Below are 16757 nucleotides of genomic sequence, written 5' to 3'. Positions count from 1 at the left end.
CAACCAACAACTAACCACTAACAACCAACAACTAACCACTAACAACCAACAACTAACAACTAACAACCAACAACTAACAACTAACAACCAACAACTAACAACTAATAACCAACAACCAACAACTAATAACCAATAACTTCTTCCGTCAAAAAACACCCTATTTTTCCCTCGAAATTTCCACCCCAGACCACCCATCCGGCGCTCCATACATTCGATATTTGCGAGAGCGTTTAAAATACAGCATTGCTACCCGATCGTCAGGATTAATTTGTAAAATATTCTCAAATATTTTTTGGGCAGCAACAAATTTTTGCTGGTAGTAAAAATTGAGAGCTTCTTGAAAAAAATCCGCAGTTTGCTGCTTGAGTACAATGCTTTTCTCTGTTTCTGTATCATAAATTTCAAACACTGACACAGCATTGGTTTTTCCTTTCACCGTTACGCGATCGACAAATCGGTACTTATATTTTTCAGGCTCCTCTAGGCGAGCAATAATTGCACCACTAACTAGAATTCTTGCGCCATAAATCTTAGTCAATCCTTCCAAACGAGACGCGAGATTCACCGCATCAGCAATCACCGTACTTTCCATCCGTTCTCGCTCGCCAATTGTACCCAGCATCAAATTTCCCGCGTGCAAACCAATGCCGATCGCGATCGGAAACAAGCCATTTTTTTCGCGCTCCTGGTTAAAAATATTCACTTCTTCTTGCATATCAATTGCTGCTCGTATACCATCGTCAGGAGATGTAGAAAACAAAGCCATGACGGCATCTCCAATATATTTGTCAATAAACCCATTATTTCTCCTAATTGCAGGGCTAACTTTTCCTAAATAACTATTAATAAATGCAAAATTTTCTGGCGGTGTCATCATTTCTGAAAGCGACGTAAACGAGCGAATATCAGCAAACAGCACTGTCATATCTCTTTCCTGATTGTCGCCTAATTTTACTTCAATAATACTCGGTTTTTCCAGCAAACTCAGAAAATCTTGTGGCACAAACCTGCCGTAAGCTGCATTCAGCTTTGCCAAACGAATTTGCGTATTAATTCTCGCCAACAACTCCTTTTTGATAAAAGGTTTAGTTACATAATCATTGGCTTCTAAATTAAAAGCTTCTACCAAGTCGGCAGTTTGATTTTTTGCTGTCAGCATCAGAATCGGCATTTCTAAAGGCGAGTATTTTTTGCGAACTTCTCTGCACACTTCATAACCAGTCATCTGCGGCATCATTACGTCCAGTAAAATTAAGTCTGGCTTAAATCCTGATTCAATCAGATTTAAGGCTTCTAAGCCGTTGCTAGCTTGAGTGATGGCGTAGTTTTCTAAAGAAAGATTATTAGTTATAACCTGAATATTAATGGGTTCATCATCGACTACCAAAATTTTTATTCTTTGGTTTTCTGGGAAGTTGCTATTGGCTGACAAGCCAGAATTTATGATAGATGATTGCTGGGCTAATTCAGGAGTTGTTAAAATGCGAGATTCCTGGGTTAAAGGCGGCTGTTTGCTGCTAAATTCCGGCTGAGTTTCAGATACAGGCAAAGTAAAGATAAATTGGGAACCGATGCCTACAGTGGAAGATACGGAAATTGTACCTCCGTGCAATTCTACTAATTGCTTGGCCACAGCTAACCCTAAACCAGTGCCGCCATATTCTCTAGCAGTGGAACCATCAGCTTGTTCAAAGGATTCAAAAATTCGCTCTAATTTATCTTCGGGGATGCCAATGCCGGTGTCGGATACAGTAATGGCTAATTGGGAATTAAGCAGTGATTGTTCGTTGCAATTTACTAATTCTGCTGAAATTTCAACTGTGCCATTTTCGGTAAATTTAATCGCATTGCCGATTAAGTTGTAAAGGATTTGCTCTAACCGATTTTCGTCGGCTGCTATGGGCGGCAATTCGGGATCGATTGAATTAATCAACTGTAAGTTTTTTTGATTTGCTAAGGGCTGAGATAAGGTAATAATTACAGAGACTATTTCTCTCACACCAACGGATTTAATTTGTAGTTCTATGGTTTTGTGTTTTAGCTGAGAAAAATCTAAAATATCGTTAATTAAGGTAGACAATCTTTTTCCCGAAGCTGAAATCAAACCTAAGTTAAAATTTGTTGAGTCTGGGAGTTTTCCGGTAGCACCGTCTATTAAAGATTCTGCAATCCCAATAATGCCGTTGAGTGGAGTGCGGAGTTCGTGGGAAGTATTTGCTAAGAATTCGTCTTTCAGTTTGTCCAGTCGCTCTAATTCGCTATTTTTAGTTTCTAAGGCTGTAAAGGATGCTTGTAGTTGTGCCGCCATGCTGTTAAAAGCAGCGGCAAGTATGCCTAACTCGTCGGCACGATCGAGCTTGACAGTTTTGTCAAATTGTCCTTCAGACAACGCTATTGCTGCATCTTTTAATTTTAAAATAGGTTGGCTAATCCACCGAGAAGTGATAAATCCTATCATAGTAGTCATCACTAATGCGGCCAGACATAGCAATATTGTAGTTCTGTTTCCGGCATGAATTTGTTCCATAAAGTCAGCTTCGGGAACTACGACGACAATCAGCCAATCTAAACTTTTGCCGTCTTGGAATGGTAGGACTTTTAAAAATTGTGGCTTGCCGTTTATTTCAAAACTTAGTTGCTGCGATTTGGTGATTTGGCGCAAGTTTTGAAAGTGTGTTTCTAAATATTTAGCTGTATTTTGTGTGACTGGATCGCTGCTTTCTGTGACTTTAAACAGTTCTTTTTTACCGTTTTGGGTGCGGAAAGGTTGTTCCGGTGTGGAAGTTGCCAGCAGCGTACCGTTTCTTTCGATAATAAAAGTTTGACCGGATTTACCTATTTTGAGGCTGTTTAAAAATTGACCGATACTGTCGATACGCAAAGCAGCAATTAATACTCCTTCTAGCTCTTTCTGGCTGTTATAAACTGGTTGCAAAGCGCTAAGGATCAATGTGGGTTCTAGGAAGGATATATAAACTGAACTCCAAGTTGATTTTGCTGTTAGAGCCGCATAGGTGTAGGAAGGATGCTGTCGGATGTCGAAGTTTTTGACGTTGGCTACTACTGTCGTGCGATCGCCCGAATCATTAGTATTGTAGGAATAAAAAACAAAATTTGTAGAGGGCCCGGATGCGTTAATCAATAAAGTTCCATCCGATGTCTTTTCGCCAGTGCGGTATTCTCCATCTCGATTGGCGATCGACGTAAAATTAATATAAGGATACAACTGTACTTGCCGCCACAGATACTTTTCCCAAGCTGACAAATCTTGCATATTAACAAAACCCAGTTTCACCGCATCCAGCTTGCTTTGATTCATTTGGTGGGGAGTTTGTAAATAAGTTACCAAATTTTGCTCAATGCGATTGCTCACCTCCCCCATCAACTGATCGGCAAGGTCGTTTACTGCTCTTTGAGAGTTCTTAAATGATAAATATCCGACAATTCCCACCGCTGCAAATACTTGCAAGACAAACGGAACTATCAGCACAGTTTGCAGGGTCGATTTTCCTGAAATTTTGGCAATTAAGTGCTTGATATAAAGAGTTGACATAATATTAATTTAGCTTGAAAGACACAGTTAATAATCGGAGGGAATCTGCTTCGCTATTAAGTATTGTAAACTATTCTGTACTTGAATAAAAGTTACGCAACGAACGACAGATTCTTGGTGTATTCCTGAATAGTTGTCAAACCTGTGACTTTTCAGATTAACCCAGTTGATTTCTCACATAGCTTTCAGCAGGAGATTCGAGTTTGAAGTCAAAAGCACCGCTAAAAGCCTATCTTCCAGGAAAATTCCCAATTTTATATCCGAATACTTTGACCTGAATGTATTATGACCGAGACCCGGTACAAAAAACCAGATAAAAATATAAAAATTTCTGCCCTCAGCTTAATGATACTTTTACTACTTTTCATCCAAAGCTTCTATCCCCGACCATCCTTCTGGCACTCCATACATCCGATTTTTGAGAGAACGCTGGCAGTAGATTGCTGCTAACTTATCTTGAGGATTTGTTTCGCAAATCTTCTTAAATAATTTTTGGGCTTTAGTAAAATTTTGCTCAAAATAAAGCTCCAAACCTTTTTCAAAAGCGGCCGCAGTTTCTTGTTTTAGTTCAATACTATGTTGTGTTTCTGCGTCATAAATTTCAAACACCGCAACGACAGATTTTTTACCTTTGACTGTGACGCGATCGACAAATCGGTACATATATTGTTCTCGATCGCCCAAACGCTCTAAAATTGACTCAGTAACTAGAATTCCCGAGCCGTAAACCTTAGTCAATCCTTCCAAACGAGAAGCGAGATTCACCGCATCAGCAATCACCGTACTTTCCATCCGTTCTTGCTCGCCAATCGTACCCAGCATTAAAGTGCCCGCGTGCAAACCGATGCCGATCGCGATCGGTGCGTAATTGCTTAGTTGTCGGTGCTGGTTATAAATAATCACTTGTTTCTGCATTTCCACCGCCGCCCGAACAGCATCATCTGCAGACTCAGGAAATAGCGCCATAATCGCATCGCCGATATATTTATCAATAAAACCTTGGTGAGCGCGAATAACCGGACTCACTCGGCTGAGGTAGCTGTTGATAAAATTAAAATTTTCTTGGGGAGTCATCGCTTCGGAGATAGTCGTAAAAGAGCGAATATCAGAAAACAAAACAGTCATTTCCTTCTGAATTTGATCGCCTAGTTCGACATCAATAATACTTTCGTGTCCCAAGAAACGAAGAAAATCGTGGGGGACAAATCTACCGTAAGCTGCATTGATTTTTGCCAGACGGATATGAGTTTTAATTCTGGCTAACAATTCATTTTTGACAAACGGTTTAGTTAAAAAATCATTTGCTCCTGCATTGAAACCTTGCACTAAATCAGATACTTGATTTTGGGCTGTTAGCATCACGATTGGCACTTCGATCGCCGTGAATTTCTCCCGTATTTTCTCGCAAACTTCGTAACCAGTCATCCGCGGCATCATGATATCTAGCAAGATTAAATCTGGCTTGTAGCCTGTGTCTACAAGAGCTAAAGCTTCTTTACCGCTGCTAGCTTCGGCGATGGCATAGTTTTCCCGAAGTAAATTGTTAACCAATACCTGAATATTCACAGGTTCGTCATCTACAATCAAGATTTTCACTAAACTGTTTTCTTGCTGGCATCGCTCCTCGATGCAACTGTTATTATTAAAAGTTATTTCTGCCGCTTCATTTGTGATTAAAGTGCGCTCGTTAGTTGTGGAAACCCAACACTCCAGCACCGTATCTGGCAACTGCTGGTTATCGATATACTGATTTTGAGAAACTGGCAAACTAAAGGTAAACTGCGAACCAATACCTAGTTCTGAAGATACGTTAATTTCGCCGCCGTGCAGCTCGACTAACTTCTTGGTAATTGCCAAACCTAAACCGCTTCCTCCGTATTCTCTAGCAGTGGAACCGTCTGCTTGTTCAAAAAGTTCAAAAATGCTTTCTAATTTATCTTCAGCAATGCCAATCCCGCTATCCGATACAGTAATTTGCAGTTTTGACCTGACAATTAAAGATTGAAGCTGGCTAGTTACTGAACTTTCTAGCTCAAAAAAATCTGGCAAATTCAAAGATATGGCATTTGCCGAAATTTCTACAGTACCAGTGTCGGTAAATTTAATCGCATTTCCGATTAAGTTATACAGAATTTGTTGCACCCGATTTTCATCGGCATCCACTAGGGGAATGTCGGGATTTACTGAATTAATCAACTGCAAGTTTTTTGTACCAATTAGCGGTTGAGAAAGAGTCATTACGATATCGACAATTTCTCGGATGCCGACGGGCTTTATTTGCAGTTCAATGTTTTTGTGTCTCAGCTTCGAGAAATCAAGAATGTCGTTGATGAGATTGGACAGTCTTCTACCGCTAGATGCAATAATTTCTAGATTGGAAATAGTTGGTTGTGGCAATTGTCCTGTAGCGCCGTCGATTAAAGATTCTGTTAAACCGATAATGCCGTTAAGTGGAGTGCGGAGTTCGTGAGAAGTGTTGGCTAAAAATTCGTCTTTTAATTGATCTAGTCGCTGCAATTGGGCATTTTGATCCTCTAGTTTTGTGAAAGATACTTGCAATTGACTTGCCATGATGTTGAAAGCATCAGCTAATTTTCCTAGTTCGTTAGATGCCACAATATCTACCCGAGTTTCCAACATTCCGCTAGTCATTTTAGTAGCTGCGGATGTGAGGGCTTTCAAGGGATTTGCGATCGATCGAGCAAAAGCAACTCCCAAGCCCGCAGCGGCGAGGGCGCTGGCGATTGTAACTGCACCCATGACGGCTACGAGCGATCGCAGGGGAGCATAAGCTTCGGCTGTAGGTAGCTCTACCACCACCATCCACTGCACCTGGCGGACGATCGCCCCCGTGCCCATGACTTCTTCCCCACGCCAGCCTCGATAAACTATCGGAGATTGCATCCCCGAAGCCAAAGCTAATTTGAATAACTTTCCCACAAACGATCGCCCGCTCAAATCTTCCAGTAAATACGGATTAATCTTGCTTCCCGTTTCCGAAATCACCACCGATCTGTTATCCAAAACATAGCTATATCCCGTTTTTCCTACTTGCGATCGGGAAACAATTTGAGTTAAAAAATTTAGACTAACTCTGGCAAATAATACTCCAGCAATTCTATTTTTACTGTCGCGAATTGGGACTGATAAATTAACAACATTTACGGCTGTTTTGAAATCGACATCTACTGGACTAACATAATTTTGACCCTGCCTAAATGTACGCCAAAATATCGGTGAATCTGCCGAAATACCTGCTAAACTCAAGCTAGAAATAGAAAATGGTTCGTAAGGCGAAATTGCCTGTACGACTTGACCTTGACTGTTAAAAATCCCCGCAACTTCGTAGGCGCTGTTGCTGTTCACCAATCCTTCGAGAAGACTGCGCTGAGTTTCAGCATTAAATTCTGTTAAACCGCGCAATTCTGACAAATAATTGAGTTGGCGCTGCAAGTTATCCAGATAAGCGCTAATTTGGACAGCAGCAGCTTGCGATCGCTCGAACTGAAGTTGTTTTGTCTGTTTTATCTGTTCCCGAAAGCTGAGGTAAGCTAACGTACTTCCCGCCATCAATACGCTAGCTACAACAATCGAGACAAAACCGTAACGCAGTTGATTGGCAATTGAGGACATTTGATTTTGCCAGTTAACAGTTTGAACTCACTCTATAGGATACACCTAATTTCATTTTTCATACTTGATAAATCGCCGCCTTTGATTTATCGATACCTTTGCCTAACTTCTGGTTTTATAGATCTAATCTTTGTTTCCAGATAGCATCTTCAATCCAAATGCGATCGGGAAGTAGTCCCAAGCGAAAGAAAATCTCAGAAATCCGCTGCTGTTCTTCAACAGCGCTGTCTTGAATTGGCAGCAAATCGTAGCTCCGACTTTGAGTTAGTATTCTAGCTGTTGTTCTTTTTATTCCCCTTCGAGCGCTGATAAATCTCGCTGCTCGTTCGGGATTCCTAGTTATCCAAACAGCCATTTTTCGCGTTTCTCCCATAACTATTTTAACAATATCGGGAAAGTCGCTAGCAAAAGAGCGACTTGCCAAATAGAAGTTTCTGTCATTGATTAGCCCGTCGCTATCTGTCAAGAAATTAACAGGCATAGTTTCCTGTAACTGAGCGAGAAACGGCTGCCAAATCGCCCAAGCATCAACCTCGCCCCTCACAAATGCTTCCCGAGCTTTTGCCGGCAGCAAATCGACAAATTCGGCATCTTTTAACTGCAAACCGCCTTGAGTTAAGGCCCGAATTAACAAATAGTGACCGGCCGTTTTCTTAGTTGCTGCTATTTTCTTACCTTTGAGATCCGCCAAAGTCCGAATAGGAGAATCTTGAGGAACTACGATCCCAATGCTTCCCGGTAAAGCTGAATCATTAGCAATATAAACAAAAGGTACGCCGTCTGATTGAGCAAAAATTGGTGGCGCAACTCCTGCATAACCGAGATCGATGTTTCCTTTTCCTATTGCTGCTAAAATTGGCGGCCCTGCGGCAAATTCCGTCCATTCTACAGACCACCCAATTTCTGCTAAACGGGTTTCCAAAGAGCCTTTAGCTTTGAGATAAAACAGCGCTCCGAAACGCTGATGCCCGATTCTGACAACTTTTGTTAAGTTTGAAGGTGCATTTTGGGTTTTGGCTGTAGAGTTATTTATGACTTCTGACTTGCAACTTGCCACAGTTAAAGTCAAGCAAACAACTAGCACAAATAGCAGTGAATATCCCCAAGAAAAGCACCCTTTAAGATGTTTTTTACTGAAATATGATAGTTGAATTTTAGTCTTTGTGTGGATCATAAACTATCGTATAAGTAGTTTGGCAGGATAAAAAAAATCTCGTTTTTTTAAATCCTATTTATATTGTGTCTGCTTACTTCCGGCTGTTAAAAAATGTCTAGTTAAAAATAAAATTTTGGCGGTGTGTCCCTGAAATTAGCCGCAAAATTAAGCTATATTATAGCTAATTTGTTTAAAGTGATAGGTGCTATGGCTGACTCTAGGGATCGCCGCTTGGAACAGTACACGGTAAAAAGATCTGATGAAGTTTTAATTGTCAAGGTCGAAATTGACGGCGAATTCGACGAAATTGCTATTTTTAAAGGCTTTTCTAGCTCCTTGGTGCGATCGACTGCTTTCGATCCAGAGGTTCCTGTTTTACCGGAGGAAGCAAAAATTGTGAGTGTCGATCGCGTGGAGAGTCCGTACAATCCAAATAACCCCCGCTATCTTCAGCAAGGGTTATCTTGGGAAACAATGCAATCGCTATTGTTAGAGGCTGGAGTTTAGCTCTGGCCGCAGGGAAAAAACTTAGAAAAACAGCAGGGACACAACATTGTTGTGTCCCTACTACAAAAGCCGTGTTCCTACCCGCGCGCGATCGCTAAAGCGTACCGCCGGCAGCTTGGAAACGAGCTCGCGCGCGTTTGATTGCTTGCTTAGCTTGAATTTGCTCTTGCAAATTGCCGCTAGCCGACTTTTCCAAACGAGCTTCTGCTTCGGTGTAAGCCTTGCGAGCATCTTCTTTGTCGATCGTTTCGCCTTTTTCAGCGCCATTGACCAGAATAGTAACCTGGTTTTCTTGGATTTCTGCAAAGCCGCCCATCAGAGCAATAGACACCCATTCCTTACCGGGACGGACGCGCATCACTCCGGTATCCAAAGCAGTCAACATCGGAGCGTGACCGCTCAAAATACCCAATTGGCCTGTGGTACTAGGCAAAATTACTTCTTCAGCATTAGAATCCCAAACAGTTTTGTCTGGGGCCACTACGCGCACAGTTAATGTCATAAAGTATCAGTTGTCAGTTGGCAGTTGGCAGTTGTCAGTTGTCAGTTGTCAGTTGCCAGTTGTCAGTTGCCAGTTGCCAGTTGTCAGTTGTTACCAATAACCAATAACAAATAACAAATAACTACTGACTACTGACTACTTGACTAATGACAACTGACTAATGACTACTGACTGATGACTAAAATTACTTAGCCTCAGCTTTCATTTTTTCAGCTTTGGCGATCGCCTCATTGATATCGCCAACCAAATAGAAAGCTTGTTCCGGCAGCTCATCAAGTTCGCCAGCCAAAATCATTTGGAAGCCCTTAATGGTATCAGCCAGCTTGACGTACTTACCGGGGGAACCGGTGAACACTTCCGCCACAAAGAACGGTTGAGACAAGAACCGTTCAATTTTGCGAGCGCGAGAAACAGTCAAGCGGTCATCTTCCGACAGCTCGTCCAAACCCAAAATCGCAATAATATCTTGCAATTCCTTGTAGCGTTGCAGAATAGACTGCACCTGACGCGCCACACCATAGTGTTCTTCGCCTACAATGCTAACTTGCAACATTGTGGAGGTAGACTCCAGCGGATCGACAGCCGGATAAATACCCTTGGCAGCCAAACCGCGAGACAACAAAGTTGTAGCGTCCAAGTGAGCAAAAGTCGTAGCCGGCGCTGGATCAGTGAAGTCATCCGCAGGTACGTACACAGCTTGAACCGAAGTAATCGAACCTTCGGTAGTCGAAGTAATCCGTTCTTGCAAGTCGCCCATGTCTGTACCGAGAGTCGGCTGATATCCCACAGCCGAAGGCATCCGACCCAAAAGAGCCGATACCTCAGAGCCCGCTTGCACGAACCGGAAGATATTGTCAATGAACAACAGCACGTCTTGCTTGCTGACATCGCGGAAGTATTCGGCCATCGCTAGAGCCGACAGACCCACGCGCATCCGAGCACCGGGAGGCTCGTTCATTTGACCGTATACTAGGGCAATTTTCGACTTGCTGCGGTCTTTTTCGTCAATAACCCCAGACTCGATCATTTCCTTGTAAAGGTCATTACCTTCACGGGTACGCTCGCCCACACCGCCAAACACGGACACGCCGCCGTGAGCCTTAGCGATGTTGTTCACGAGTTCCATCATGATCACGGTTTTGCCAACGCCTGCGCCGCCGAACAAACCGATTTTGCCACCACGACGGTAGGGAGCCAGGAGGTCGATGACCTTGATCCCAGTTTCAAACACCGAAGGTTTGGTTTCCAGTTCGGTGAAAGCCGGCGGCTGGCGGTGAATGGGCATACTTTCGGAAGTATTGACCGGGCCGAGGTTGTCTACGGGTTCGCCGATGACATTAAAAATGCGGCCGAGAGTTGGGAGTCCGACTGGAACTTGGATCGCTTCCCCGGTATCTATTACTTCCATACCGCGCATTAAGCCGTCGGTGGTACTCATGGAAACTGCACGCACTTGGCTGTCTCCGAGCAGTTGCTGAACTTCGCAGGTAACAGAAATGTCTTGACCTGCTTCGTTTTTGCCGGCGATCGTAATAGCGTTATAGATTTGGGGCAGTTTGCCGCCTGGGAATTTGACGTCTACAACTGGCCCGATGATTTGGGTGATGTAGCCTACGTTCGTTTTTGTTGCGGTGGATACCATGAATAGTGCCTTTGTTAGGATGCTATTTTTCCCATTGTGGAAAAAGTCTTAACATTTAGAAATGCTATTTCTCACAGTACCACTGAACAGACTCACTATTTAGATTTGTCTGGGCTGGTTAAAAGTCATTTTTCTGGTTGCTGCTGTCGCTTTTTTTTCCCGCGAGCCGCAGCCAAAGCCCCGAGCCCCAGTATAGTGCCGAACATCGTGACTGGTTCGGGAGCTACCTCGGCTGAAATGATGAAGTCTTGGAAGTCAGCGTCGTTTCCTCCTCCAGCATCGTCGAAGGAGATTTTTGCGCCCTGAACCAGTTGGGCCAATGTCAGCAATGAATATTGCTCTGGGCCTTTACCGCCGTTGACGTTGGCAAATGAGTCGCTGGAGTTGTAGTCGAGCTTAAAGTCGCCAAATACCGCTTGTTGACAACCCGTCAGCACACAGTCATCTCTCCGAAACTGGGTGTTGGCAGCAAACCAGTCGGGGCTGTTCATGAAGGTGCTTGAGGAGACATACTGCTCTAATGGTTTGCCGGTGCCGCTGTCACTCCACAGCAGCAGGGCATAAGTTTGATTTCCCAAAAATTTGAAGGTTTGGGTGATGGAGCCGTTGTCAGATGTGACAGCGTTGCCGAAGCTTCCCTTCGATTCATCGGCTGCGCCGTTATCTGAGGGTTGAAGCTCGTAAAACAGTTTGGCGATGTTGGTGTATCCTGTGTTTCCTGACTGAGCTTGGGCTACCCACAAGTTGGACTGGTAACTGCCGTGTGATTCGTTGAAGGTAAAGTTTATGCTTGTATCTTCATCGAATTGGATGCCATTTGTGCCAAACATGAAAGCTTGGACGGGCGTGCAGATGCTGAGCAAGATTGTGGTTGCCAAGCTGGCGATGGTAAAAGATGTTTTTTTGACTAGCGTTAAGGTAGTCATAACCCTGATTCCTCCAATGTTGTTAGGTAGTAAGGCGGGAAACGCACTTTTCCCGTGATGGGGAAGAGACGATCGCCCCTTATGCGATATTTAGGACGATGGCCATAGCTGCGAAACTTTACAGCAGTGACTCTACAGACTGATATCACTTAGGTGTGTCCTGATATTAAATCAGTGTTTGTAATTCTAAGAGTTTTCACTGACACTAGGGTGCCACACTTGAATCTATAACAGCAAGATTTTAATCGCATCTCCATTTCCAACCTACTACATTTATTTTGATCCGCAAGACTCTAAAACTAACTGTAATACTTGCAAATATTAGGTTACATCAAAAATATTCTGTATTTTTGATGTAAGCTTTATAAAGTTTTGGTAAAGTCAATCAAAAAAATATAAAGTTTACGATCGAAGCTCGGCTGTTCGACCAGCGCTCGAAGCGGGATGCAAGCTGTTATAAGGTGTGCAGAAGAGTGGGGAGGCGACTGCGAGTAGGGATTGGAGCGTGTTTTTTGCTGCTTTCAGCAAGTGGCGGTTACAGGCGATCGATACTTGCGTATTTTTGCTTAATATACTGAGTGATTTTTTACTCCTAATTATCGGATTCTGCTTCGTATTTTTACCAGGAGTCCCGAACGCATCAACCCGGTTTTTTAAGGTAATGGCGTGTGTCGATTTTCCATTTTTCGATTTGAGATGCTTCGACTTACTTCGACTTCGCGAGCGTACAAGTCGCGAGCGTACAAGTTTGAGATTTACAAAGGCAGATGAATCTAGGAGTTTGAACTTGAATCTAAAATTTTGAGCTTTCCAAGACAGGAGTACATGACACGGTATCTGTTTTTGTGGGCTGTCATAGAAGTAGTGAAAGCGGAAACAATAAAACCCAGTTTTATTACAGGTTTCTGAGTGCTATTAAAAAACTGTTTCTACGTAAATTCTAGTAATTAAATACATACATTCTTTCCTATTATAATTATTAGAGAATAAAAAATATTGCTATCCTATTGACATGAGTAGTTTTTAGTAGTAAAAATAGGAGATATAGATCGATAGTCCGCACAGTTTTTGGTACAGCGACCCAAAGCTACATTCTACCGTTAAAATTTTACCGAGTGAGGAAGCTCTCACTCGCCTTCTACCGTTGGTGATTTAAAAGTGTATGGACTATTGATAAATACGATCGCACTTTAAACAAAATATTTAAGCACAATGACAACCAACAAACTACATTTGCTCGGATGGTTATTCATTGTTGGCTGGCTGAGTGCCGGGGCTATGGGTTCGGCAAACGCGCAACCCATCACCCCGGCACCGGATGGTACTAACACAGTTGTTACTCCCAACGGCAACCGCTACGACATTTCCGGGGGGTCTTTCAGCGGAAATAAGGCTAATCTTTTTCACAGTTTTACTCAGTTTGGCCTCAGCGAAGGTCAAACGGCTAACTTTCTGACTAATCCCAATATTCAAAATATTCTGGGGCGGATTACTGGGGGAAATCCTTCTTTAATCAATGGCTTAATTCAAGTTACGGGCGGCAATTCCAATTTATTTTTGATGAATCCTGCGGGCATGATTTTCGGGCCAAATGCCAGCCTCAACGTGCCGGGATCTTTTAATGCTACTACGGCGACAGGGATTGGTTTTGGGAACAATCAGTGGTTTAGTGCGATCGGCAATAACAATTGGGCAACTTTAATTGGGATGCCGAATAGTTTTGCGTTTACAAATTTCCCAGGGGGAAGCATTGTTAATGCAGGCAATTTGACGGTGGCACCAGGTCAAAGTTTAAGTTTGATCGGCGGGACGGTTGTCAATACCGGTCAGCTAACTGCGCCTAGCGGCAATATTCTCATCAGCGCTGTACCTGGTAACAATTTGGTGCGAATTAGTCAAGCTGGAAATTTATTGAGCTTGGATATTCAGCCGACAGCAACTCAAAGTTCGCTGCCGAACAATTGGACGCAACCGGTGTTATCTTTGCCGGAGTTGCTGACTGGAAAAGGTGTGGCACAGGCAACGGGTTTGACGGTAAATCCTAATGGGGAAGTTGTGTTGACGGCGAATGTTGCAGTGCCGGTAACTGCGGGAACTGCGATCGCCTCTGGTAATGTCAATGTTTCTGGTAACACTGGCGGTACTGTAAATATTTTAGGCGACAAAGTAGGAGTTATTGCTGGCAATATCGATGCTTCTGGGATTAACGGCGCAGGTAATGTACTGATTGGTGGAGATTATCAGGGTTTGGGGACTGTACCCAATGCTCTAAGAACTTATGTGAGCAATGATGCTATTATTAATGCCGATGCTTTGCTTGACGGTAATGGCGGACGAGTAATAGTTTGGGCAGATGAAACTACTCGCTTTTTTGGTAACATTTCTGCACGAGGCGGCATTAATTCAGGTAATGGCGGTTTTGCAGAAGTTAGTGGTAAAAATTATTTAGATTATCAAGGTTTTGCTGACTTGCGAGCCCCTAACGGTATAACCGGTACATTACTATTAGATCCAACGGATATTGAAATTAGGAATGCAGCCAGCAGTGCTTCAATGAGTGCAACTAGCCCATTTCAAGATAACGGGAGTTTAGGAACTTCGATTTTAGATCGCAACGTTTTGCAGACACAGTTGGGTTCAGGTAATGTAATTGTGACGACAAACTCATTCTTTGGTGGTCCCCCTCTGGGAGGGACGATTACAGTATTCGATTCTATTACTTGGAATAGCGGTTTTTCCCTAACATTGCAAGCGAATAACAATATTACTGTCAATCAACCTATTACCAATTCTGGGAATGGGGCGATCGCATTGAATGCTAGTAATGCAATATCAGTCAATGCCAACCTTTCCACTGACGGCGGCAATATTACCCTCACCAGTGGGGGTGATATCAACACTTCTGCCAGCACTCTGAAGTCCAGTTTACCATCATCACAGGCGGGAGCGATCGCCCTCTCAACTTCTGGTGGCAACATTATTACTGGCAATCTGAATTCCAATGGCAGCGGTTTTATAGGTACGGGAGGTAATATTACCCTCTCTGTTACTGGAGGTACAGGTTTCATTAACACCAGTGGTGGAACTTTGGATTCCCGTTACTCCGTAGGAGGAGCAGGGGGAGCGATCGCTCTCTCAACTGTTGGGGGTAACATTACTACTGGCAATCTGAATTCCAGTACGGGCGGAGGAGGAGGAAATATTACCCTCTCTATTGCTGCAGGAAATGGTGACATCAACACCAGTGCTGGTTTTCTGAATTCCAGTTCCTCTTTAGGAACTGGGGGTGCGATCGCCCTTTCAACTGCTGGTGGTGGTAACATTACCACTGCTGATGTAATTTCCTATTCCCCCAATACAGGTAATGGAGGAAATATCACCATTTCTGTCACCGGAGGAACCGGTGCAATTAATACCACTGCCGGTACACTTCTTGATTCCTCTTCTCAGTTAGGAAATGCTGGAGCGATCGCGATTTCAACTGCTGGTGGTAACATTTCTAGTGGAAATGCGAATGCCTTTACATCAGGTACAGGTACGGGAGGGAATATCACCTTCTCTGTTACTGGAGGTACAGGTTCCATTAACACCGGATATCTGCATTCAAATTCCTCTGCAAACAATGGGGGAGCGATCGCCCTCTCAACTACTGGTGGTGGTAACATTTCCACTGGTAGTATATGGTCATTTGCAGCATCAGGTGCAGGTAATGCAGGAAACATCCTCCTCTCTGTCACCGGCGGAAATGGTTCTATCAATACCAGTGTTGGAGATATCTATTCCACTTCTGTGGCCGGAAATGGAGGTGCGATCGCCATTTCAACTGCTGGTAGTAATATTACTACTGGTGTTATGAATTCTTCCTCATCAGGTGCAGGTACGGGAGGTAACATCACCCTCACTGCCGGAGGACCAGGCGCGATCGACACTACTCCTGGAAATGTGGATGCCACTTCCACTTCAGGAAATGGGGGAGCGATCGCCATTTCAACTGCTAATGGTAACATTACTAATGGCGATCTGATTACCGGTTCCTCCGGTGTAGGTAATGGAGGGAACATTACCCTTTCTGTTGCCGGAGGAACAGGCGCAATCAACACTACTGCGGGACTGGTAGATGCCACTTCCAATGCAGGAAATGGGGGAGCGATCGCCTTCTCAACTGGTGGTGGTAACATTACCACTGGAGGCACCAATTCCTTTTCATCAGGCACAGGTACGGCAGGAAATATTACCCTATCTGTCACCGGAGGAACAGGCGCAATTAACACCACTGGTGGAAATGTGTATTCCTCTTCCATTTCAGGAAATGGAGGGCCGATTGCCTTAACTGCGCCAGGGGGAATTACAACAGGCTTTCTTGAGTCTAATACCACTTCAACTTCTAGCAGCAGCACCGCTGGCCAGATTACCTTCAATTCTGGTACAAACAATACGACAATTAGCGGCGATATTGATGCCTCAGCCACCGCAGGTAGTGGTGGCAATATTACTTTCCAATCACCCGTTATCCTCACTCAACCAACTATTACCCTGACAACATCAGGAACTACCAGCAGCGGCAATCTCGCCTTTAATAGCACCCTTGATGGCACTACAGCCAACACTGAAACTTTATTAGTCAATGCAGGTGCAGGCAACGTCACATTTACAGGCGCAATTGGTAGTATTACACCATTACAAAACATCAACGCCAACAGTACAGCAACCACTACATTTAATGCCGTCAATGCCGCGAGTTTAACCACCAACACTGGCGGCACAACTGAACTAAAAGGCAATGTCGCTACCATCGGCAGTCAAACTTATGGAGATGCTGTCACAATTGCCACTAATCC

8 protein-coding genes are annotated in these 16757 nt (G+C 43.7%); 2 read left to right on the top strand and 6 right to left on the bottom strand.

The annotated features are described in order from the left end of the window. Nucleotides 1-157 precede the first annotated feature (157 nt). From QUA01_RS25855 to QUA01_RS25845, 3 genes are all read right to left on the bottom strand, one after another. Complete coding sequence (locus QUA01_RS25855) at nt 158-3553, bottom strand: ATP-binding protein (RefSeq protein ID WP_333093364.1); 3396 nt, start codon at nt 3551-3553, stop codon at nt 158-160. A 357-nt stretch (nt 3554-3910) separates the two neighbouring features. Beyond that, complete coding sequence (locus QUA01_RS25850) at nt 3911-7186, bottom strand: response regulator (RefSeq protein ID WP_333093363.1); 3276 nt, start codon at nt 7184-7186, stop codon at nt 3911-3913. Nucleotides 7187-7301: 115 nt separating this feature from the next. Continuing rightward, on the bottom strand, nt 7302-8270 hold the full coding sequence (locus QUA01_RS25845) for an aliphatic sulfonate ABC transporter substrate-binding protein (RefSeq protein WP_333093362.1): 969 nt from the start codon (nt 8268-8270) through the stop codon (nt 7302-7304). A gap of 279 nt (nt 8271-8549) precedes the next feature. Between QUA01_RS25845 and QUA01_RS25840 the strand changes: the two genes are divergently transcribed. Continuing rightward, the gene (locus QUA01_RS25840; RefSeq protein ID WP_333093361.1) at nt 8550-8849 is read left to right on the top strand and encodes a DUF7734 family protein; all 300 of its coding nucleotides are present in this window, start codon (nt 8550-8552) and stop codon (nt 8847-8849) included. A gap of 94 nt (nt 8850-8943) precedes the next feature. On the opposite strand, the gene atpC is transcribed toward QUA01_RS25840, so the two are convergent. From atpC to QUA01_RS25825, 3 genes are all read right to left on the bottom strand, one after another. Next, complete coding sequence (atpC, locus tag QUA01_RS25835) at nt 8944-9351, bottom strand: ATP synthase F1 subunit epsilon (RefSeq protein ID WP_194070332.1); 408 nt, start codon at nt 9349-9351, stop codon at nt 8944-8946. A gap of 184 nt (nt 9352-9535) precedes the next feature. Further along, nucleotides 9536-10993: a F0F1 ATP synthase subunit beta gene (gene atpD, locus QUA01_RS25830; protein WP_333093360.1), complete on the bottom strand. Its 1458-nt coding sequence runs from the start codon at nt 10991-10993 to the stop codon at nt 9536-9538. A gap of 125 nt (nt 10994-11118) precedes the next feature. After that, nucleotides 11119-11919, bottom strand: a complete 801-nt coding sequence (locus tag QUA01_RS25825) for a PEP-CTERM sorting domain-containing protein (RefSeq protein ID WP_333093359.1) — start codon at nt 11917-11919, stop codon at nt 11119-11121. Nucleotides 11920-13131: 1212 nt separating this feature from the next. Here QUA01_RS25825 and QUA01_RS25820 point away from each other — a divergent pair. Next, nucleotides 13132-16757, top strand: a 3626-nt coding sequence (locus QUA01_RS25820; RefSeq protein WP_333133261.1) for a beta strand repeat-containing protein, incomplete at its 3' end; no start/stop codon positions are given.

This window comes from Microcoleus sp. S36a_B3 (genome assembly GCF_036700745.1).
Classification (GTDB): domain Bacteria; phylum Cyanobacteriota; class Cyanobacteriia; order Cyanobacteriales; family Microcoleaceae; genus Microcoleus.
The sequence above is the reverse complement of the archived record's forward strand: the minus strand, read 5'-3'. Positions and strand labels throughout refer to the sequence as shown.

What these genes read in the sequence shown, in the direction of transcription:
- atpC (WP_194070332.1), bottom strand. Translation starts at nt 9,351, where the DNA reads ATGACATTAACTGTGCGCGTAGTGGCCCCAGACAAAACTGTTTGGGAT.
- QUA01_RS25855 (WP_333093364.1), bottom strand. Translation starts at nt 3,553, where the DNA reads ATGTCAACTCTTTATATCAAGCACTTAATTGCCAAAATTTCAGGAAAA.
- atpD (WP_333093360.1), bottom strand. Translation starts at nt 10,993, where the DNA reads ATGGTATCCACCGCAACAAAAACGAACGTAGGCTACATCACCCAAATC.
- QUA01_RS25825 (WP_333093359.1), bottom strand. Translation starts at nt 11,919, where the DNA reads ATGACTACCTTAACGCTAGTCAAAAAAACATCTTTTACCATCGCCAGC.
- QUA01_RS25850 (WP_333093363.1), bottom strand. Translation starts at nt 7,186, where the DNA reads ATGTCCTCAATTGCCAATCAACTGCGTTACGGTTTTGTCTCGATTGTT.
- QUA01_RS25840 (WP_333093361.1), top strand. Translation starts at nt 8,550, where the DNA reads ATGGCTGACTCTAGGGATCGCCGCTTGGAACAGTACACGGTAAAAAGA.